Source organism: Alteromonas sp. ABD4_190 (assembly GCF_056160105.1).
In genome coordinates this window covers 1013417-1033170 of sequence record NZ_JBSWWN010000001.1, presented here as the reverse complement: position 1 = coordinate 1033170, position 19754 = coordinate 1013417, and the positions used below count along the sequence as shown (strand labels likewise).

The window sequence follows — 19754 nt, the reverse complement described above, 5'->3', positions numbered from 1 at the left end:
AAACTGTATCTCAGTGGGTAAATGTGGCGAATTGTGGATCAAATCATCATCACTTTGCAGATTAGTACTCAAAAAACAAGAAAACCAAGAGCAAATAATAAAAGGCTAGGGGAATGTTCCGCGGCGCTAACGCAATCAATCTGGATACAAAAGGCAGACTGGCTATACCGACGAAGTATCGTCAGTCGCTGCTGGATGATTGTCAGGGACAACTGGTCTGCACAGTCGATACACAACAAAGTTGTTTGCTGCTTTACCCACTTCCCGAATGGGAAGAGATTGAGCTAAAACTCTCTAAACTTTCAAGCATGATCCCAGCCGAGCGTCGCTTGCAGCGATTGCTACTAGGTTATGCTTCAGAAGGTGAGATGGATAAAAGCGGGCGCATTCTTGTTCCTACTCCGCTGCGAAGTTTCGCAAAACTCTCAAAAGAAGTCATGTTAGTTGGTCAGTTAAACAAATTCGAAATTTGGGATGCCGATATTTGGGCACAACAAGTTGAAGCTGATATAGACACCGAACGCAAAGGCGAATTTGAACTTACCGAACGATTACAGGACTTTTCTCTATGACGCAGCCTAGCGAATTTAAACATATTTCAGTATTGCTTGACGAATGCATTGAAGCGCTGGCGATTAAACCAGATGGTATTTACATTGACGCTACTTTCGGCCGTGGTGGGCATTCAGCGCATATTTTGAAGGCTCTAGGTGAACACGGGCGACTCATCGCCTTTGACCGTGATCCGCAAGCGATTAAAGCGGCTGAACGCTTCGCTGATGATAAGCGTTTTAGCATTATCCACTCACCATTTGGTGATATGGCTGAAGAAATCGAAGCGCTAGGGCTAACCGGCAAGATTGACGGTGTACTCATGGACCTAGGCGTATCTTCACCACAACTTGACGATGCAGAGCGTGGCTTTAGCTTTTTACGTGACGGCCCACTCGACATGCGTATGGACACCTCTCGTGGACAAAGTGCTGCCGATTGGTTGGCTAGCGCAGAAGAGCAAGACATTACACAGGTTATTAAAGAGTTTGGCGAAGAGAAGTTCGGCAAGCGCATTGCTCACGCTATTGTTAACACACGTAAAGATACACCTATTTCGCGTACTGCACAGCTTGCCAAAATCATTGATGAAGCCGTACCTGTAAAAGATAAATTCAAGCACCCTGCAACCCGCGCATTTCAAGGTATTCGCATTTATATCAATGCTGAGCTAGAGCAACTTCGCGTGGGTCTTAAAGCTGCCACACAAGTGTTAGCAAAAGAAGGTCGATTAGCCGTTATTTCATTTCACTCGTTAGAAGACCGCTTGGTAAAGCGCTTTATTAAGGATCAAAGTAAAGGGAAAGTTGTACCGCACAATTTACCGATAACCCAAGCTGAAATAGATGCCGATAAAGTGCTTAAAGCTCTGGGTAAAGCAATAAAACCTTCAGAACAGGAGATTGCGAACAACGTTCGCTCTCGCAGTTCGGTATTACGTGTGGCAGAAAAGTTATGACCAAAGCCATACCAGACAAGGCCAGCACTAATTTCAAATTACTGCTCATTATTGTTTCAGATTTGACCCGCAACAAGTTGCGGGTTTTGTTGTATTTAATGGTTATCACAAGTGCTATGGCTGTGACCCTTAGTAGTCATCACAATAGGCAGCAAGTCATTGCCCTTGAAGACCTTATGCAAGAGAAAGATGAGCTTGATGTTGAGTGGCGTAACCTGGTGCTTGAGCAACGTGCGCTGACCGAGCATAACCGCATAGAAAACCTGGTTGAGAAGCAGTTGGAAATGTACCGCGCTACTGCAGACGATGAAGTAGTGGTGAGGCTAAAATGAGTACATCAGCCCTTTCTCGTAAGCGCAAAAAGACAGGCGCAAAACAAAATGTAACGCCAAGCTTGGTACACTGGCGTTTTGTGGTTGTGCTTATTGTAATCATGTTGGTTTTTGGCGTGTTAGCCGCACGCGCAGCTTACATTCAAGTTATCGAACCTGATGAGCTTATTCAACAAGGCGACAACCGCACGCTTAGAACCCGAGACATGCCAACTTATCGCGGTTTGATCACCGACAGAAACGGTGTTGAACTGGCGGTAAGTGTTCCTGTTCGCGCCATCTATGCAGACCCAAAAATTATCCATGAAAATAACGGTTTCGAGGAAGAACGCCGCTGGGAAGCGCTGGCAGATGTACTGCGCCAAGACGTAAATGAATTGAAAGAAAAAGTGGCAAACCCTAAACGCCGCTTTGTTTATTTGCAGCGTCAGGTGTCGCCCGCTATGGCAGAATACGTTGATAAACTGGACATTCCAGGCATTTATCTTCGTCGTGAAAGCCGCCGCTACTATCCTACGGGTGAGGTGTCAGCACAGTTAATCGGTGTTACCGATGTGGATGACACAGGTGTTGAAGGCTTAGAGCGCATGTATGACGAGTGGCTAACGGGCACGCCGGGCTCTCGTAAAATACGCCGTGATGCGAAAGGCCGTCAGGTAGAAATCTTAGAAACTAAATCTGGTGAAAAAGCCGGCGACCTGCAGTTGACTATCGATCAGCGCATTCAAGCACTTGCTTACAAAGAAATTAAAGAAGCCATGATTTATTACCAATCAAGTTCGGCTTCCGCCATCGTTATCGATGTAAAAAGCGGTGACGTATTAGCTATGGTTAACGCGCCTTCATTTAATCCGAACGATAGAAGTAAATTATCTGCACATCGAATGCGTAACCGAGTTATTACCGATGCATTCGAGCCGGGTTCAGCATTGAAGCCACTGGCAGTGCTTACTGCATTAGAATTCGGTGAAGTTGAGCCTGAAGATTCAGTAAACACCCACCCAGGTTGGATGCGTTTGGGCGGCAGTCTAGTAAAAGACTCACGCAACTATGGAGAACTAACGTTAGAAGAAATCATTCAGCATTCCTCGAACATGGGCACATCTAAACTGGCGTTGTCTGTGCCTAAACAGTTCCTGCTTGATACCTACTACAACATGGGCTTAATGAGCGATACCGGGCTGAACATGGCAGGCGAGAGCAGTGGTATTTTCCACGAGCGTAGTCGCTGGTCTGAATTTGAGTTAGCCACATTGTCGTTTGGATACGGTATCTCTGTAACTACGGCACAGTTGGGGCGTCTTTACGCTACCTTGGCAAACGGCGGTACAAAGACACCACTCAATATAATCAAGTCGCCAGAACAACCATCGTGGCAAGCTCAATCAGAGCGGGTGATCAGCGAAGAAAACGCAAAAGCCATTGTTCAAATGATGGAAAGCGTAACCCAGCGCGGTGGCACGGCAACCAAAGCTGCAGTTCCAGGTTATCGGGTAGCGGGCAAAACAGGTACCAGCCGCAAAGCAGTAGCCGGCGGTTACGGTGAAGAGTACGTGAACATTTTTGCCGGTATTGCACCTGTGTCTGACCCAAGACTAGTGACTATTGTGTTGATCAACGAACCCGGCGGCGATTTGTATCACGCGGGGGATACCGCTGCACCTGTCTTCTCATCGATTATGGGTGGTGCACTGCACATGTTAAACGTTACGCCCGATGACAAGCAGGTTACGTCAAGTCGCTTATTGAAAGGAGGTCAAAGTGGTAGTTAGTGCCTTTATTCAAAGTATTAAAGCCTTGTTAGCAAAATTTGGTGTAGATGCTCCAGATATCCGCATTGAAGGTTTAACGCTAGACAGCCGAGAAGTGAATACGCGCTTAGCGTTTGTAGCAGTTAAAGGCCACGAACGTGATGGTCGCGATTTTATACCTCAGGCAATAAGTTTAGGGGCCCGTGTAATTCTGGCGCAAACTGAAGACAGTAGTGCCCATGGTCAAATGGAAATGCGTGACCACAGCGTCATCATTTCACTATATGAACTACCACAAATGCTCTCTGCATTGGCTGCTGCGTTTTATGACTACCCAGCCCAGAAAATGACCACGGTAGCGGTAACAGGGACAAACGGAAAAACCTCTACAGTTCAATTGCTTACCCAGTTGAAGGATGCTTTGGGGACACGAAGTGCAAGCATAGGAACCTTAGGGAGTAGTGTGTTTGAGGGCGATGAAACCCAGTGGACGAACACGCCTGCAGCAAACACCACCCCCGATGCCATACGTATGCAATATTTGTTGGCAGACTTTGTGCAAAGCGAAGTGCGCCATACGGCTTTTGAAGCAAGCTCTCACGCATTGGTTCAGGGGCGGCTTGGTACAGTAAAAACCGATATCGCTGTTTTCACCAACCTTACTCGAGATCATCTCGATTACCACGGCACCATGGAAGAGTACGGCAAAGCCAAGCGCTTGCTGCTTCAGCAGCCAGGTTTAAAGGCTGTGGTATTAAACGCTAATGATGATGAAAGTAAGAAGTGGGATGGCGCAGCAGATAAGACGATTACACGAATCTGGACAGGAATAGACGAAGGTGGTCTGGATGGAAGCGGTGAAAGTGAGTTAATGCGAGAGCATAACAATCCTCAAAGTCGCCATTGTTTCGCCACAAATGCTTCTTATCATGCAGGTGGATGTAGCTTTGAACTGGTGAGTTCGTGGGGAAGCGCTGCTATTTCGCTGCCACTATTTGGAAAGTTCAATATCAGCAATGTACTTAGCGCTATAGGTACGTTACTCGCTGAAGGCGAGCGTTTTGATGACGTGGTTAACGCGGTAAATGCAATCACGCCTGTACCCGGGCGAATGGAAGTTTTCCCTGTAACGGGTGCGGCGAACCTAGTGGTGGACTACGCGCATACGCCAGATGCTCTGGAGAAAGTGCTGTTAAGCGCAATATTCCATACCACAGGTAAAGTGTGGTGTGTGTTTGGCTGCGGTGGCGACCGAGACAAAGGCAAGCGACCGTTAATGGGGCAGGCTGCCGAAGCCGGTGCTGACGCTATTGTTATCACCACAGATAACAGTCGCAGTGAAAACCCTGAATCTATCGCCGAGGATATCATTGCGGGTTTGAAAAACCGTGAGCTGGCAGTATCTATTCCCGATCGCGAGCAAGCTATTCGTCATTGCCTTGAGCATGCGCATGAAAGCGACATCATCATCGTGGCCGGGAAAGGCCATGAAGATTACCAAATTATCGATGACAAAAAGACTAACTATAACGAACGTGCAGTTGTGGCGCGACTGCAACAGGAGTACAGCAAATGATAACAACAACGCTGTCATGGATAGCCGAAAAGGTTAATGGGAAATTATTAAAAGGCGCTGCAGACGTTGAAGTGTCTGCAGTAAGTACAGATACCCGCACCCTTGAAGATGGCGCAGTTTACTTAGCCTTGAAAGGCCCGAATTTTAATGGCCATGATTTTGTTTCAACGGCAGAGAAAGCGGGAGCAAGTGCGGTTATTGCCAGTGAAGACGTAGCAACCTCGTTACCTGTCATCATGGTTGAAGATACCAAAGAAGCACTTGGCCTGTTAGGTGCAGCAGTAAAAGCTCATGTGGCACCAAAAACCATTGCCATCACCGGAAGCAGTGGTAAAACCACCGTAAAAGAAATGTGTGCCGCTATTTTGGCGCGAAGAGGCAATGTATTAGCCACAAACGGTAACTTCAATAATGATATTGGTGTGCCGCTAACCCTTTTACGCCTAGAGCCTCAGCATGAATACGCGGTTATGGAGTTAGGCGCAAATCACATTGGTGAAATAGCCTATACCACGAACCTTGTTAAGCCGGACGTAGCGACTATCGTAAACGCCGCCGCTTCTCACTTAGAAGGCTTTGGCAGCTTGCTAGGCGTGGCGCGCGCCAAAAGCGAAATTTTTAAAGGCTTAGGCAGTGACGGTGTGGCGGTAGTCAATGTTGATAGTCAGTTTGCTGAATTTTGGCAGGGCAAACTTAAACAGACCAAAACGCTAACGTTTTCGCCCCAGCAGAAAAACGGCGCTGACTTTAGAGCAGAAGATATCACCATTGGATTAGATGGCTGCGCCGCATTTCACTTGATTTGCCCGCAAGGTGATATATCTATACAGCTAACAATACCTGGTATCCACAATGTAGGGAATGCCCTTGTTGCTGCTGCGCTAACGTTACAAGTTGGAGCCACGTTAGAAAATGTGCGAGATGGTTTACTTGCCATGAAGCAGGTTAGTGGGCGTCTCAATGTGAAACAACTTACCGAACAGGTTCGCCTTTTAGATGATACCTACAACGCCAACGTGGCGTCTGTTAATGCAGCAATTGATACGCTAAGTAGCTTTTCAGGCATTCGCGTTCTTGTTCTAGGCGACATGAAAGAGTTGGGTGAAAAGGCGCGTTTTTACCACGAGCAGGTGGGGGAATACGCTAAACAAAAAGGAATTAATTACCTGTATACCATGGGCGTTTTGAGTCAATCAGCAAGTGCTGTGTTTAATGAGAACGGTGGCCATTTCAGCGATGTTGAAAGTTTGTTGGCCGCAATGGAGAGTGATTTGTTAGTGCAGCAGCGCGATATTTCAATTTTAGTTAAAGGTTCACGCAGCTCCAAAATGGAGCGTGTGGTAGAGGCGGTAGAGGCCTCTGCGCTGGGAAAGCACGATAGCCGTCGGGAGCGAATAGCATGTTAATTTGGCTAGCCGACTGGCTGACACAATTCGATTCAGGGTTTAACGTATTTTCATACCTTACCCTTCGTGCAATTTTAAGCACGCTGACCGCGTTACTTATTGCCATTCTTATTGGCCCTAAGATGATTCGCTATTTGCAACGTATGCAAATTGGTCAAACCGTACGTGATGATGGCCCGCAAAGCCATTTATCAAAATCAGGCACACCTACCATGGGCGGGTTACTCATACTCGCGGCTATCGTGGTAAGCGGCCTGCTTTGGGCTGACCTGACTAACCGTTATGTGTTGGTAACCCTTACCGTGGTTGTGGCCTACGGTATTATTGGGTTTGTCGACGACTACAGAAAAGTGATCCGCAAAGACTCTAAGGGGCTCATCGCCCGTTGGAAATATTTCTGGCAATCGGTAGTTGCATTAGGGGTTGCGTTCTATCTATATAGCAGCGCAACGATAAGCGCTGAAACCTCGCTACTGGTGCCTTTCTTCAAAGAAGTGTTCCCGCAGTTAGGGGCGTTCTTCATCATCATTACTTACTTTGCCATTGTAGGCACAAGTAACGCGGTAAACCTTACCGATGGGTTGGATGGACTCGCCATCGTTCCAACCATACTAGTCGCGGGCGCATTTGCCATTTTTGCCTATGTGACAGGCAACGCGAACTTTGCCGAATACCTGAATATTCCTCATATTCCGCTCACCAGTGAACTGGTGATTGTGTGTACCGCCATGGTCGGGGCTGGCTTAGGCTTCTTATGGTTTAACACGTACCCAGCACAAGTGTTTATGGGAGATGTTGGTTCACTAGCACTAGGCGGCACATTAGGCGTGCTTGCAGTACTAGTGCGTCAGGAACTCGTGTTAATCATAATGGGTGGTGTTTTTGTTATGGAAACCTTGTCGGTCATCCTTCAGGTAGGTTCTTACAAATTGCGTGGTCAGCGAATTTTCCGCATGGCGCCTATTCACCATCACTATGAATTGAAGGGCTGGCCAGAGCCGCGGGTTATCGTGCGTTTTTGGATCATTTCAATCATTTTGGTATTGGTGGGTCTTGCTACCCTCAAACTTAGATAAGCGGTAAAGAGATAAATCGTAATGTCGTATAACGTACGTGAGCATAGTTATGTAGTCGGTGGCCTAGGTGTTACAGGTCAGGCTTGCGTGCGCTTTTTGTTGCAAAAGAAAGCAACGGTTAAAGCGTTTGATACACGTGCTAATTTTGCTTCACCTGCTGATCTTGATGGTGATCTCGACTCTGGCATGCAAGCTTTTATGGCAGAGAAGGTCACTTGCCATGCCTTAAGCGAAGATTACTTCGATGGTGTAGACACCTTGGTGTTAAGCCCGGGTCTTGCCCCTAATATTGAACAAGTTGCCTTGGCAAATTCTTGCGGAGTAGAGGTTATTGGGGATGTCGAGCTGTTTGCCCGCCTAAATACACCTGAAAATAGCACTGCGCCAGCTAAGCGCGTAGTAGGTATAACCGGTTCTAACGGTAAAACCACGGTTACTTTATTAGTGAACCATCTGCTTAAAAGCTGTGGCGTAAAAAGCATTGAAGCGGGTAACGTAGGCCGCCCTGTGCTTGAAGCATTGGAAAGCGGTGCAGATGTAGTGGTGATGGAGCTATCAAGTTTTCAGCTTGAAACAACCTCTAGCCTGGAACTTGAAGCTGCCACAGTGCTTAATATTTCCGATGACCACCTAGACCGTCATGGTACCCTTGAAGCCTATATTGATGCCAAGCATCGCATTTTTGATAACGCAAAATCTGCGATTGTGTGGCGAGACGGTGAGTTTGTAGCGCCAGACGAGCAGATTATTGCTGATGCTAAGGCTAATGTTGCATTAAACGCCGTATCTAATGCAGTATCTGATGGCGAATCTAATGCCGCGTCTATTGAAGAGTCGCTAGCGTCAAAAGATATTGTTGAATATGGACTGGGAGAGTCGACTACAGGGTTTGCGATTGCGGCTTTTGACGGTGACGATAGTGCTCGTGACGACGCACAAAGTCTATGCATCACGTTTGACGGCGAAAAGCTTATTGCCCTTAGCGATATTCACTTAGCGGGCATGCATAACGTGCTAAATATTATGGCTGCATTAGGCATCTGCCTCCAGCTAGGTGTTTCGCCTGAACTCGCGGTTAAACACCTACATAGCTTTAAATCTGCACCACACCGGTGTGTGGAAATAGCTCGTGTAGACGACGTCCGCTATATCGACGATTCCAAAGCAACCAACATTGGCGCAACGGTTGCGGCCCTTGAAGGGCTAGCCCCGACTATACAAGGGAAGCTGATCCTTATTGCCGGTGGTGATGCTAAAGGCGCGGATATGGCAAACCTAACACCATATCTAGAGCAGCACGTTTCCCATGTGTTCGCCTTAGGTAAAGATGCACACCTTTTTGAAAAAAGTTTTGCGCATACCACTCGTGTGGCAACCATGAAAGATGCCGTAAAAGCAGCAACAAGGCTTGCTGCCCCTGGTGATGTAGTGCTGCTTTCGCCTGCGTGTGCAAGTTTAGATATGTTTAAGAACTATATGCATCGCGGTGACGTGTTTAAACAAGATGTATACGACCTACATAATTTACACGTTGAAGACAACGGCGCTGTGGGGGCCGCATCATGATGACTGCCTCTACTAAACTTAGCGCGTTATTTGCCGCGAAGCACGACGGCCAACCTTCAGCTAAACATCCCTATGACGTGACGCTGATATTAATCGCGCTGGCGCTAATGAGCATCGGCGTTGTTATAGTAACCTCGGCGTCGATGCCGGTGGCCGATAGGCTGCACGACAACCCCTTCTATTTTGCTATTCGCCACGGTATTTACATTGTTGGGGCGATCGTTGCCGCTATGGTAGTGCTGAATTTGCCCATGCAGTTTTGGCGTATGACCAATCCCTATCTTCTGCTTGCGGCCATCGCGCTATTGCTAGCAGTACTGGTAGTGGGAAGAACAGTAAACGGGAGTACCCGTTGGTTGGCAATTGGGCCTATTACCATTCAAGCTGCCGAACCTGCTAAGCTCTTTTTCTTTGCCTATTTGGCAGGGTATCTAGTACGCCGTTACGAAGAAGTTACCGAGAATCTAAAAGGATTTATTAAACCCCTTGTCGTGTTCTTTGCGTTAGCGATGCTATTACTGCTACAGCCAGACTTAGGTACCGTCGTTGTGATGTTTGCTACTACAATTGGCTTGTTGTTTTTAGCAGGTGCACGACTTTGGCAGTTCTTCGCACTGGTGTTTGCAGGCATATTGGCGGTTGTAGCGCTTATCGTGTTCGAAGAATACCGAATGAAACGGGTTACCTCTTTCTTAGACCCTTGGGCCGATCCATTTGGGGCAGGTTATCAGCTTACCCAGTCTTTAATGGCCTATGGCCGTGGCAACTGGTTTGGGCAAGGCCTGGGTAACAGCTTACAAAAATTGGAGTTTTTGCCTGAAGCACATACTGACTTTGTTATGGCTATTTTGGCAGAAGAGCTTGGCTTTGTTGGCGTACTCGCGGTACTCGGCCTCATTTTGTGGATGGTGTTGCGTGCGCTGAGTATTGGAAATAAGGCACTTGAAAAAGGCCGAGCGTTTGATGGATACATGGCTTACAGCATAGGCATTTGGTTCAGTTTCCAGACCGCGGTAAATATTGGTGCAAGTGCCGGCATCCTACCAACCAAAGGGTTAACACTGCCGTTGGTTAGCTACGGTGGCTCGTCACTTATCATTATGTCAGTAGCGGTAGCCATATTACTTCGTATCGATTTTGAACTACGCGTTGATGGCGTACAGGCGATTGGCCGAGGAGACAGCAAATCCGGCAAAAGCAAAGCCCGACGTAAAAAGCCTATTCCTACAAGCGCGTCTCAATCTAAAGCGGCACATGATGATGATGAAGCGAGTGTAGAGAGCAATACAGATGAATCAGGCTTTTCTACAGCGACGGTTGAAGCTAAACCTAGCGCCAAAACATCAAGTGCGGAAGATGAAGGCAAGGCCGGCATTAAAGCCATACTCGCGCGCGTAGCGCAGGAGGCTGATAATGGCTAAGCGTTGTTTAATTATGGCTGGTGGTACAGGCGGACACGTTTTTCCTGGTCTTGCAGTAGCTAACGCGCTTCGAAATGAAGGCTGGGATATTCATTGGCTGGGCACTGCCGAGCGAATGGAAGCGCAAGTCGTGCCTAAGCACGACATACCTATTCACTTTATTCCCGTAAAAGGGCTTCGTGGCAAAGGTATGTCTGCACGTATTCAAGGTGCTGTCGCTTTAGTAAAAAGCTTATTTTCTGCAAGACGAATTATAAAACGTCTACAGCCGGATATTGTTATTGGTTTTGGCGGCTATGCGAGCGGTCCTGGCGGCGTTGCAGCGAAGAGCTTAGGTATTCCTGTGATAGTGCATGAGCAAAATGCAGCGGCAGGCATGACTAATAAGCTTCTCAGTAAATTTGCAAGCCGTGTGTTGCTTGGCTTCAACGATGCTAAAGAACAATTTTCAGGGGTTGCAGATAAGGTGCATACTGTTGGCAATCCTGTTCGCGATGAAATTTGGCAGGTGATACCTAAACCTGTAGACATTAACGCAGACGCTCGTGCAAACACCTTTGAAAACACCAGTGAGCACAAGCAAGGTTTAAATATGCTTGTAGTTGGCGGCAGTTTAGGTGCACAGATTTTGAATAAAACTGTGCCTGAGACATGCGGTGTATTAGAAGGATTGTCAATAAAGCACCAGTGCGGTAAAGGCAACAGTAAAAGTGTTGTTCAAGCTTATAAATCCGTAGGCGCTGATATGGCGAAAGTTGATGTCAGTGATTTTATTGATGATATGGCCGCAGCCTATGAATGGGCCGACTTTATTGTCTGTAGAGCCGGTGCGCTTACGGTGAGCGAGGTTGCAGCAGCGGGGCGTGCAGCGATTTTCGTACCGCTACCTTTTGCGGTGGACGATCACCAAACGAAAAATGCGCAGTCGTTAGTGAAGCAAAATGCGGCACTGATGATTGCTCAATCAGTATTGAAAGAAAATTTAGGGCAGGCGGTGCGTCAGTGGTTACAACACCCTGAAGACTGCTTGAATATGGGGGGCGTTGCAAAAACATGTGCAAGCACTCATGCCACGGAAAATGTAGTAAGCCACGTAAAAAGCGTGGTAGGAGTAGGGGACTAATGGTTTTTAAAACCCCATTTGAAAGCCCGCAAATGCGCCGGGTTAAAAATATATTCTTTATTGGTATCGGCGGTGCCGGTATGGGTGGTATTGCCGAAGTATTACTAAACGAAGGTTATGCTATTGCTGGCTCTGACATTCAAGAAGGGCCAATGACCCAGCGCTTAAGCGAATTAGGTGCTGATGTTAAAATAGGTCATCGCGCGGAAAATGTCGAAGGCATGGACGTTATTGTGGTTTCTAGCGCCATCAATGAGCAAAACCCAGAAATTATCGTAGCTCGTGAAAAGCGCATTCCGATCATTCGTCGTGCAGAAATGCTTGCTGAACTGATGCGCTTCCGCCACGGTATTGCAGTAGCGGGTACCCATGGAAAAACGACTACAACCAGTTTGATTTCGACGATTTTCGCAGAAGCTGAGTATGACCCTACCTTTGTTATTGGTGGCTTGCTAAACAGTGCCGGTACGAATGCTCGCTTAGGCAAAAGCCGCTACCTTATAGCAGAGGCTGATGAGAGTGACGCGTCCTTCCTTCACTTGCAGCCAATGGTATCGGTTGTGACCAATATTGAAGCGGACCATATGGATACCTATGGTGGAGACTTCTCGAAAGTAAAAGATACCTTTGTTGAGTTTTTGTCAAACCTACCGTTTTACGGTCAGGCCATCGTATGCGGTGACGATGCGAATATTCAAGAGATTCGTCCTCGCATAGGCCGAAGCATTCTCACCTACGGCTTTGAATCTCATAACGACTATCGTGCAGAGAATATCTCACTGTCATTTGGTAAAGCGAGTTTTACCGTTATACGCCCAGAGCGTGAACCGTTAGATATTACGTTGAACCTCACCGGTAACCACAACGTGCTTAATGCCCTTGCTGCTATTGCTGTAGCAACGGATGAAGGTGTAGATGACGATGCAATCATTCGCGCGCTAGCCAGCTTTGGCGGCATAGGCCGTCGTTTCGAGCAGCTAGGTACGTTTACTACCAGTAAAGGTGAAGTGTGTTTGGTGGATGACTATGGTCACCACCCAACGGAAGTTAAAGCGACTATCGCTGCGGCTCGGGCAAACTGGCCTGATAAACGCTTAGTTATGGTTTATCAGCCCCATCGCTTTACGCGAACCCGCGACCTTTACGAAGACTTTGTTGAAGTACTGTCGAGCGTTGATGCGCTGTTGCTTCTAGATGTTTACGCCGCCAGTGAACAGCCCATTGAAGGTGCTGACAGTAAAGCATTGTGCCGATCTATTCGTCAGCGAGGACAAATAGAGCCTGTATACGTGGGTGACAAAGACGCGCTGCCAGGAATTTTGGCGAATATTATGCAAGATGGCGACATCGTCATGACCCAGGGGGCCGGTAACATCGGACAAATTGCCAAGCTTCTAGCACGCCATGAGTTAGAGCCTGCAACACTTGCTAAGGAAGGGGAATAAGATGTTTACACCTTCAGTAAGTGTTAAGTCACAGAAAACGCACTCGACAAATGAGTATGGCAAAGTCGCAGTGCTACTTGGTGGTGATTCTGCTGAGCGCGAAGTATCGCTTAACTCGGGCAATGCGGTATTAAATGCCTTGTTGAGACAAGGTGTTGATGCGTTCGCGTTTGACCCAGCAGAGCGACCATTGACCGACCTTATCGACCTCAACGTCGATAGAGCGCTCATTATGTTGCACGGTCGCGGTGGTGAAGACGGCTCTATGCAAGGCGCCCTTCAGTTCCTAAAAATCCCCTACACAGGGAGCCGAGTTTTAGGTTCTGCGCTGGCAATGGACAAAATTCATACTAAGCAAGTGTGGCAAAGTTTAGGCTTGCCCACTGCAAAATATGAAATTGCTGATAAAAGGCACTTTGAAGCTGGTAAGTGCAGCGCTATAATGGATAAATTGGGGAATGAAGTCATGGTAAAACCGGCCAGAGAAGGGTCGAGTATTGGCATGGCGAGAGTGACAAGCGCTAAACAGCTCGAAACTGCCATTCAGGACGCCTTTAAATACGATAATCAAGTCCTGTTAGAGCAGTATATAGACGGCCCTGAATTTACTGTTTCTGTATTACAGGGGCAGGCGTTGCCGTCTATTCGCATGTCTACTCCACATACGTTCTATGATTATGCTGCGAAATATCAGGATAATACAACAGAATACTATTGCCCAAGCGGCTTGTCTGAAGAGCAAGAAGCACAGTTAGCAAAATTAGCATCTCGTGCTTTTGACGCTATTTCTGGCAGCGGCTGGGGAAGAATTGATGTTATGCAGGACAACCAAAGGCAATTTTACTTGCTAGAGGCGAACACAGTACCTGGCATGACAGAAAAGAGTTTGGTGCCGAAGGCAGCCAAAGTTGCAGGATTAACATTTGACGAACTGGTACTAAGTATTCTTTCTACCAGTTTTGATGACGTTGCAAACAAGGCGTAAACGTGGCGGATACCAATACTAACCAAGTTAAGTCTGCTTCTGAAAAAGGCGGAAAAAGCAAAACGGCAGTGTGGGGCGGGGTCGCTTTCTTACTGTTTGTAATTGCTGGGTTAGTATTTGGCGGGCTTAAAGCAAACCAGTATTTGCAGGATGAACAGCAAATGCCGGTACAGGTTATCGATTTTTCTGGTGATTATCAGCACATCGATATTACCAAGCTAGAGCGGTTAATACGCAAGGCGCAGCCTGGAAGCTTTTTCGCGCTTGACGTCAACGAAGTATTTGAGCTTGTTGAAGCGCAGCCTTGGGTTTATCGCGCGTCAGTAAGAAAGAAGTGGCCAAATACGTTAAAAATTTATTTGGTTGAGCAGCAGCCGGTTGCGCAATGGAATGAAGATTTGTTGTTAAACCCTTATGGGGATACGTTTAACGACGAAGGCGTGAAGCTTGATTTGCCGCGCTTGTACGGTCCGGGCGGCAGTGAAAAAACCGCCCTTGAGGGCTATAACTCGATGCATGCGTTAATAGCAACAACAGACATGGCAATCGATGAATTGTCATTGAGTGAGCGATTTGCGTGGCAAGTGCAGTTGAAAAACGGCATTAAATTAAATTTAGGGCGTCAGGAGTTTATCGATAGGCTTCAACGGTTTATTGATGTTTATCCACTTTTGGCGCAACAAGAGAAGGCGGTGAAATACGTCGACCTTCGCTATGACACGGGCGTAGCAGTCGGATGGAAAGACGACAGCGCCACAGATGAAGAGAGTTAAGGAAACCATGTCAAAACCTGCTGAACGCAATTTGATTGTAGGGCTAGATATCGGCACCAGCCAAGTAAAGGCCGTGGTGGGTGAATTACTAGAAGACGATCAAATCAGTATCGTAGGCGTGGGCACCCATGCATCGAAAGGCATGGATAAGGGCGGCGTTAACGATTTAAACCTGGTCGTTAAGTCGGTACAGCGTGCAGTAAACGAGATGGAGTTAATGGCAGATTGCCGAGTGTCTTCAGTTTTCATGTCTATCTCGGGACGTCATGTAAAATGCCAAAATGAAAATGGCATGGTACCGATTAACAACCAAGAAGTAACACAAGAAGATGTAGATAACGTTATTCACGCGGCACGCAGTGTGCCAATTGCAGCGGAACGGCGTTTACTTCATGTGTTACCTCAAGAATTTACCATTGATGTGCAAGAGGGTATTAAAAATCCAATTGGCATGTCAGGAGTAAGAATGGAAGCCGATGCTCACATTATTACTTGCGCCGACGATATGGCGAAAAACATGGTGAAGTGTGTTGAGCGTTGTGAGCTTAATGCCGATCAGCTGATCTTTTCAGCATTGGCATCAAGTTATGCGGTACTCACTGACGACGAGCGAGAGCTTGGTGTGTGTGTGGTTGATATTGGTGGCGGCACTATGGATATGGTTATATTCACAGACGGTGCTATTCGCCACACGGCAGTTATACCGGTTGCGGGTAATCAAATTACCAGCGACATCGCTAAAATATTTAGAACACCAATTAGCAATGCAGAAGAAATAAAGGTGAATTATGCCTGTGCATTGAAAGATATGGTGAGTATGGAAGACAGCATTGAAGTGCCTAGCGTGGGTGGGCGCCCAGCTAGAGTGATGTCTCGTCATACGCTAGCTGAGGTGATTGAACCTCGCTATCAAGAGCTTTTTGAGCTGGTACATGATGAAATTCGTGCCAGCGGTCTGGAAGAGCAAATCGCAGCAGGTCTTGTACTTACTGGCGGTACCGCTAAGATGGAAGGTGCTGTGGAATTTGCAGAAGAACTTTTCCAGATGCCCGTGCGCGTGGGCAAACCCATCAACGTAAAAGGCTTGTCTGAATACGTTGATGATGCTGGCTTTGCAACAGTCGTAGGGCTGCTGCAATATGGCAAAGTACAATCTGATAATAAGAAGTCCAGTACGCAGAAGACCGGTGAAAGCTTATTTCATCGAGTGCAAAGCTGGTTTAAAGGTGAATTTTAATTTTATTTTGGGGGCGCTATAGCTACGGCATTAAGGCTAGCAGGAAGCAATTAGCCTAAGGGAATGACCTGGCGTAGTGTTGAAAAAGACGTACAACCGGAGAGTAAGTATGTTCGAATTAATGGATAGTCACGGCGAAGAAGCCGTAATCAAAGTCATCGGTGTCGGTGGCGGCGGTGGTAATGCCGTTGAGCACATGGTGTCTCAAAGCATTGAAGGCGTAGAATTTATCGCAGTTAACACCGACGCACAGGTGCTTCGTAGCTCAAGTGCAGACGTAACACTTCAAATTGGCTCAAGCGTAACCAAAGGCTTAGGTGCAGGTGCCGATCCAAATATTGGTCGCGAAGCTGCGCAAGAAGACAGAGAAACCATTCGTCAGGCACTAGACGGTGCCGATATGGTTTTCATTACAGCCGGCATGGGCGGTGGTACAGGTACAGGTGCAGCACCTGAAGTAGCGAAGATTGCTAGAGAAATGGGCATTCTTACAGTAGCGGTAGTGACTAAGCCGTTCCCATTTGAAGGTAAAAAGCGTACCTCTTTTGCTGAGCAAGGCACTGTAGAGCTTGCCAACAATGTTGACTCGTTAATTACCATTCCTAACGAAAAGCTATTAAAAGTAATGGGCCCAGGCACGCCGCTTCTTCAAGCATTTAGCGCAGCAAACGATGTATTGCGCGGCGCCGTTCAAGGTATTGCGGAGCTTATTACTCGCCCTGGTCTGATCAATGTTGACTTCGCAGACGTACGTACTGTTATGTCTGAGATGGGTAAAGCCATGATGGGTAGCGGTGCAGCAAGTGGTCCAGACCGCGCTGAAGAAGCTGCGGAAGCAGCAATTGCCAGCCCGTTGCTTGAAGATATCGATTTGTCAGGTGCACGCGGTATTCTTGTAAACATCACAGCGGGTCCTGATTTCGCTATCGATGAGTTCGAAACTGTGGGTAACGCAGTTAAAGCGTTCGCATCAGAAAATGCGACCGTGGTTGTCGGTACCGTTATCGATATGGAAATGACAGATGAGCTTCGCGTAACGGTTGTTGCGACCGGTATTGGCGCGGAGCGTAAGCCTGACATTTCATTAGTAAGCGCAGAAGGTTCTCGCCTTACACAGCCGGCTAAGGAATACGGTAATTCACAGGCAAGTGAGCCGCGTTCTGCAGTAGGTGGTACAGAAGGTAACCAAGCGCTGAAAGCTGACGATAGTGCTCAGCCAGACAACGATTTGGAGTATTTAGATATTCCTGCGTTTCTTCGTAAGCAGGCAGACTAATTTAGCTGCCTGAAAAGGAAGGGAATTATTTTACGTTTGTGTTGTCTTACTCATTAAGATGTATTTACACAGCGTGAAGAATTTCGCGTGAATAGGTCGAAAAAATACGTAATCTGACAAGGTGAAACTTGCCAGAACGGGTGTTTTTTGACATGTGAGTAATAACTCACTATAATTCGCGCCCGCTTTTTTAATAGGTAAAAGCTTAAGCAGATGATTAGACAACGTACAATCAAGCAATCGGTACAAGAGACCGGAATTGGGCTTCATAAAGGGGAAAAGGTCACAATGACTCTCCGACCTGCGCCAGCAAACACGGGTATCGTGTTTAGGCGTGTTGACCTTGAACCACATGTTGATATACCTTCGCGTGCGAACGCGGTAGGTAATACCATGCTGTGTACGTGCCTGAATAACGAAGACGGTGTAACTATCCAAACGGTAGAGCACTTAGCGTCTGCGCTTGCAGGCTTAGGTATCGACAATATTATTGTTGAAGTAGACAGTAACGAGCTGCCAATTATGGACGGAAGTGCTAGCCCGTTCGTATTTTTACTTCAATCTGCCGGTATCGAAGAACTAAACGCGCCCAAGCAGTTTATTCGTATTAAAAAGCCAGTTCGTGTAGAAGATGGCGACAAGTGGGCCGAATTAGTGCCTTACGATGGATTCCGTGTTGATTTCCAAATTGACTTTGATCACCCTGTGATCAGTCAAACTCGTCAGCATATGGTGATGGATTTCGATTCATGTTCATATGTAAGCGAAGTTAGCCGCGCACGTACCTTTGGTTTTATGCGCGACTTAGAGTACATGAATGCTAACAACCTAGCGTTGGGTGGCAGCATGGAAAATGCTGTGGCGCTAGATGAGTTCCGCGTACTTAACCCTGAAGGGTTACGCTACGATGATGAATTCTTAAAGCACAAAATTTTGGACGCCATTGGTGATTTATACCTTGGCGGTCATAGTTTAATTGGTGAGCTGCGTGCTTATAAAACTGGGCACGGCCTTAACAACAAACTTTTAAATGCCGTTTTGGCACAGAAAGAGTGTTGGGAGTTTGTGACCTACGACTCTCAGGAAACGGCACCAATTCGTTACGCTCAACCGGCGTTAGCGTAAAAATTTAGAAAAGCCGCCTAACGGGCGGCTTTTTTTCATATGGCAATTACTGTAATAAATGATACAGTAGCCGAATAATTAATATAAATTTCACCCATTCGACAAAAAAACTATAAGTTGAAGGTTGTCGCCTTTGGCTAAAACACATTCATAGTGTTATGAAGTGGTATGAAAAAGAGTGGCGTGAAACAGCAATTTTCTTCGTGGTATGAAATTAACAATCACATTAGCAGGTAAAAATAAACGCTACAGACACAGCATTAGTGTCCGTACGCTCGTGAGCGCAACCGTGCTCTCGTCTATTTTTATGCTAGTGTCGAGCCGTTCTACTGAATCTGTGTCGGAAGATGTCGCACGGGTTCGCTTAGCGCAAACTGAAGTCAGCGAAAAACAAAAAGACGTTGAGGCGCTAAAGCAACAAACCACAATAAAACTAAAAGCTTTGCTTTCTCATGTAGCAGAATTGTCTGCACAGGCCTCGCTACTTGACGAAAAGGGCAAGCAAATCGCAACAGAATTAGGTATGTCAGCGGCTGACCTGGACGCTTTCGTACCGGTATCGATACCGGAAAACCTCCAAGACGACCCCATCCTTCACGAAATAGCTAAATTAGAGCAATCACTTGATTTAAAGTCTCAACAATTGTCTATGCTTGAAAGTTTGGTAAGGGGTCACCATATCAACGAACAGAGCCAATTATCTGGTCGTCCGATAGAGTCAGGGTGGTTGTCTTCTTATTATGGTATGCGGGCCGACCCGTTTACTGGCGAACCTACTATGCACAAAGGGCTAGACTTCGCGGGTAAAGCAGGGGAAAACGTAGTAGCAACTGCCGCAGGTATTGTAACCTGGGCGGGTGAGCGCTATGGCTATGGCCAACTAGTAGAAATTGATCACGGTGATGGCTATGTTACCCGCTATGGGCACAACGACATCCTTACTGTTTCAATAGGTGATGTGGTGACCAAAGGGGAGCCAATTGCAAAAATGGGCAATACAGGGCGCTCTACGGGTGTTCATGTCCACTACGAAGTAATAAGAAACGGAAAACCAATCGATCCTCTGCCTTTCGTTTACAAAAAGTAGACAAGGTAGCAGCCAGGTAATTCTCGTTGATGATGCCTTATTAGTTGAGGTCATTTGAAGCGAAG

The 19754-nt window shown here is 47.0% G+C and carries 17 protein-coding genes; all 17 read left to right on the top strand.

Annotation, left to right across the window (positions count from 1 at the left end; all coding sequences use genetic code 11):
- Window positions 1-113: 113 nt before the first annotated feature.
- The 17 genes from mraZ to ACXAFM_RS04485 all read left to right on the top strand — a co-directional run bounded on the left by mraZ (window position 114) and on the right by ACXAFM_RS04485 (window position 19689).
- Window positions 114-572, top strand: coding sequence for a division/cell wall cluster transcriptional repressor MraZ (gene mraZ / locus ACXAFM_RS04565; protein ID WP_012519465.1), 459 nt, complete (start codon window positions 114-116; stop codon window positions 570-572).
- Window positions 569-1510: a 16S rRNA (cytosine(1402)-N(4))-methyltransferase RsmH gene (gene rsmH, locus ACXAFM_RS04560; protein ID WP_474833556.1), complete on the top strand. Its 942-nt coding sequence runs from the start codon at window positions 569-571 to the stop codon at window positions 1508-1510. The genes mraZ and rsmH overlap by 4 nt, the downstream gene beginning before the upstream one ends.
- The gene (gene ftsL / locus ACXAFM_RS04555; RefSeq protein ID WP_118492788.1) at window positions 1507-1842 is read left to right on the top strand and encodes a cell division protein FtsL; all 336 of its coding nucleotides are present in this window, start codon (window positions 1507-1509) and stop codon (window positions 1840-1842) included. Before rsmH ends, ftsL begins: the two co-directional genes overlap by 4 nt.
- Window positions 1839-3614, top strand: a complete 1776-nt coding sequence (locus ACXAFM_RS04550; RefSeq protein ID WP_474833554.1) for a peptidoglycan D,D-transpeptidase FtsI family protein — start codon at window positions 1839-1841, stop codon at window positions 3612-3614. Before ftsL ends, ACXAFM_RS04550 begins: the two co-directional genes overlap by 4 nt.
- Window positions 3604-5169, top strand: coding sequence for a UDP-N-acetylmuramoyl-L-alanyl-D-glutamate--2,6-diaminopimelate ligase (locus ACXAFM_RS04545; protein WP_474833551.1), 1566 nt, complete (start codon window positions 3604-3606; stop codon window positions 5167-5169). The genes ACXAFM_RS04550 and ACXAFM_RS04545 overlap by 11 nt, the downstream gene beginning before the upstream one ends.
- Window positions 5166-6575, top strand: a complete 1410-nt coding sequence (locus ACXAFM_RS04540; protein WP_474833548.1) for a UDP-N-acetylmuramoyl-tripeptide--D-alanyl-D-alanine ligase — start codon at window positions 5166-5168, stop codon at window positions 6573-6575. Before ACXAFM_RS04545 ends, ACXAFM_RS04540 begins: the two co-directional genes overlap by 4 nt.
- Complete coding sequence (gene mraY / locus ACXAFM_RS04535; RefSeq protein WP_014950432.1) at window positions 6569-7651, top strand: phospho-N-acetylmuramoyl-pentapeptide-transferase; 1083 nt, start codon at window positions 6569-6571, stop codon at window positions 7649-7651. Before ACXAFM_RS04540 ends, mraY begins: the two co-directional genes overlap by 7 nt.
- Window positions 7652-7672: 21 nt before the next feature.
- On the top strand, window positions 7673-9217 hold the full coding sequence (murD, locus tag ACXAFM_RS04530) for a UDP-N-acetylmuramoyl-L-alanine--D-glutamate ligase (protein WP_474827302.1): 1545 nt from the start codon (window positions 7673-7675) through the stop codon (window positions 9215-9217).
- Complete coding sequence (gene ftsW, locus ACXAFM_RS04525; RefSeq protein WP_474827300.1) at window positions 9214-10638, top strand: cell division protein FtsW; 1425 nt, start codon at window positions 9214-9216, stop codon at window positions 10636-10638. The genes murD and ftsW overlap by 4 nt, the downstream gene beginning before the upstream one ends.
- Complete coding sequence (gene murG, locus ACXAFM_RS04520) at window positions 10631-11761, top strand: undecaprenyldiphospho-muramoylpentapeptide beta-N-acetylglucosaminyltransferase (protein WP_474827298.1); 1131 nt, start codon at window positions 10631-10633, stop codon at window positions 11759-11761. Before ftsW ends, murG begins: the two co-directional genes overlap by 8 nt.
- A complete protein-coding gene (murC, locus tag ACXAFM_RS04515) occupies window positions 11761-13206 on the top strand; it encodes a UDP-N-acetylmuramate--L-alanine ligase (RefSeq protein WP_474827296.1) in 1446 nt (481 codons plus the stop codon). Before murG ends, murC begins: the two co-directional genes overlap by 1 nt.
- A 1-nt stretch (window position 13207) precedes the next feature.
- Window positions 13208-14191, top strand: a complete 984-nt coding sequence (locus ACXAFM_RS04510; protein ID WP_474827294.1) for a D-alanine--D-alanine ligase — start codon at window positions 13208-13210, stop codon at window positions 14189-14191.
- A 2-nt stretch (window positions 14192-14193) separates the two neighbouring features.
- A complete protein-coding gene (locus tag ACXAFM_RS04505; RefSeq protein ID WP_474827292.1) occupies window positions 14194-14964 on the top strand; it encodes a cell division protein FtsQ/DivIB in 771 nt (256 codons plus the stop codon).
- A gap of 7 nt (window positions 14965-14971) precedes the next feature.
- Window positions 14972-16201, top strand: a complete 1230-nt coding sequence (ftsA, locus tag ACXAFM_RS04500; protein WP_071815699.1) for a cell division protein FtsA — start codon at window positions 14972-14974, stop codon at window positions 16199-16201.
- A 109-nt stretch (window positions 16202-16310) separates the two neighbouring features.
- Window positions 16311-17477, top strand: a complete 1167-nt coding sequence (gene ftsZ / locus ACXAFM_RS04495; RefSeq protein WP_474827290.1) for a cell division protein FtsZ — start codon at window positions 16311-16313, stop codon at window positions 17475-17477.
- A gap of 213 nt (window positions 17478-17690) precedes the next feature.
- Window positions 17691-18602 (top strand): UDP-3-O-acyl-N-acetylglucosamine deacetylase, encoded by a 912-nt coding sequence (gene lpxC, locus ACXAFM_RS04490; RefSeq protein ID WP_014980041.1) that lies wholly within the window; start codon window positions 17691-17693, stop codon window positions 18600-18602.
- Window positions 18603-18810: 208 nt separating this feature from the next.
- Window positions 18811-19689: a peptidoglycan DD-metalloendopeptidase family protein gene (locus ACXAFM_RS04485; protein WP_474827288.1), complete on the top strand. Its 879-nt coding sequence runs from the start codon at window positions 18811-18813 to the stop codon at window positions 19687-19689.
- Window positions 19690-19754: the final 65 nt, after the last annotated feature.

What these genes read in the sequence shown, in the direction of transcription:
- mraZ (WP_012519465.1), top strand. Translation starts at nt 114, where the DNA reads ATGTTCCGCGGCGCTAACGCAATCAATCTGGATACAAAAGGCAGACTG.
- rsmH (WP_474833556.1), top strand. Translation starts at nt 569, where the DNA reads ATGACGCAGCCTAGCGAATTTAAACATATTTCAGTATTGCTTGACGAA.
- ftsL (WP_118492788.1), top strand. Translation starts at nt 1,507, where the DNA reads ATGACCAAAGCCATACCAGACAAGGCCAGCACTAATTTCAAATTACTG.
- ACXAFM_RS04550 (WP_474833554.1), top strand. Translation starts at nt 1,839, where the DNA reads ATGAGTACATCAGCCCTTTCTCGTAAGCGCAAAAAGACAGGCGCAAAA.
- ACXAFM_RS04540 (WP_474833548.1), top strand. Translation starts at nt 5,166, where the DNA reads ATGATAACAACAACGCTGTCATGGATAGCCGAAAAGGTTAATGGGAAA.
- mraY (WP_014950432.1), top strand. Translation starts at nt 6,569, where the DNA reads ATGTTAATTTGGCTAGCCGACTGGCTGACACAATTCGATTCAGGGTTT.
- murD (WP_474827302.1), top strand. Translation starts at nt 7,673, where the DNA reads ATGTCGTATAACGTACGTGAGCATAGTTATGTAGTCGGTGGCCTAGGT.
- ftsW (WP_474827300.1), top strand. Translation starts at nt 9,214, where the DNA reads ATGATGACTGCCTCTACTAAACTTAGCGCGTTATTTGCCGCGAAGCAC.
- murG (WP_474827298.1), top strand. Translation starts at nt 10,631, where the DNA reads ATGGCTAAGCGTTGTTTAATTATGGCTGGTGGTACAGGCGGACACGTT.
- murC (WP_474827296.1), top strand. Translation starts at nt 11,761, where the DNA reads ATGGTTTTTAAAACCCCATTTGAAAGCCCGCAAATGCGCCGGGTTAAA.
- ACXAFM_RS04510 (WP_474827294.1), top strand. Translation starts at nt 13,208, where the DNA reads ATGTTTACACCTTCAGTAAGTGTTAAGTCACAGAAAACGCACTCGACA.
- ftsA (WP_071815699.1), top strand. Translation starts at nt 14,972, where the DNA reads ATGTCAAAACCTGCTGAACGCAATTTGATTGTAGGGCTAGATATCGGC.
- ftsZ (WP_474827290.1), top strand. Translation starts at nt 16,311, where the DNA reads ATGTTCGAATTAATGGATAGTCACGGCGAAGAAGCCGTAATCAAAGTC.
- lpxC (WP_014980041.1), top strand. Translation starts at nt 17,691, where the DNA reads ATGATTAGACAACGTACAATCAAGCAATCGGTACAAGAGACCGGAATT.
- ACXAFM_RS04485 (WP_474827288.1), top strand. Translation starts at nt 18,811, where the DNA reads ATGAAATTAACAATCACATTAGCAGGTAAAAATAAACGCTACAGACAC.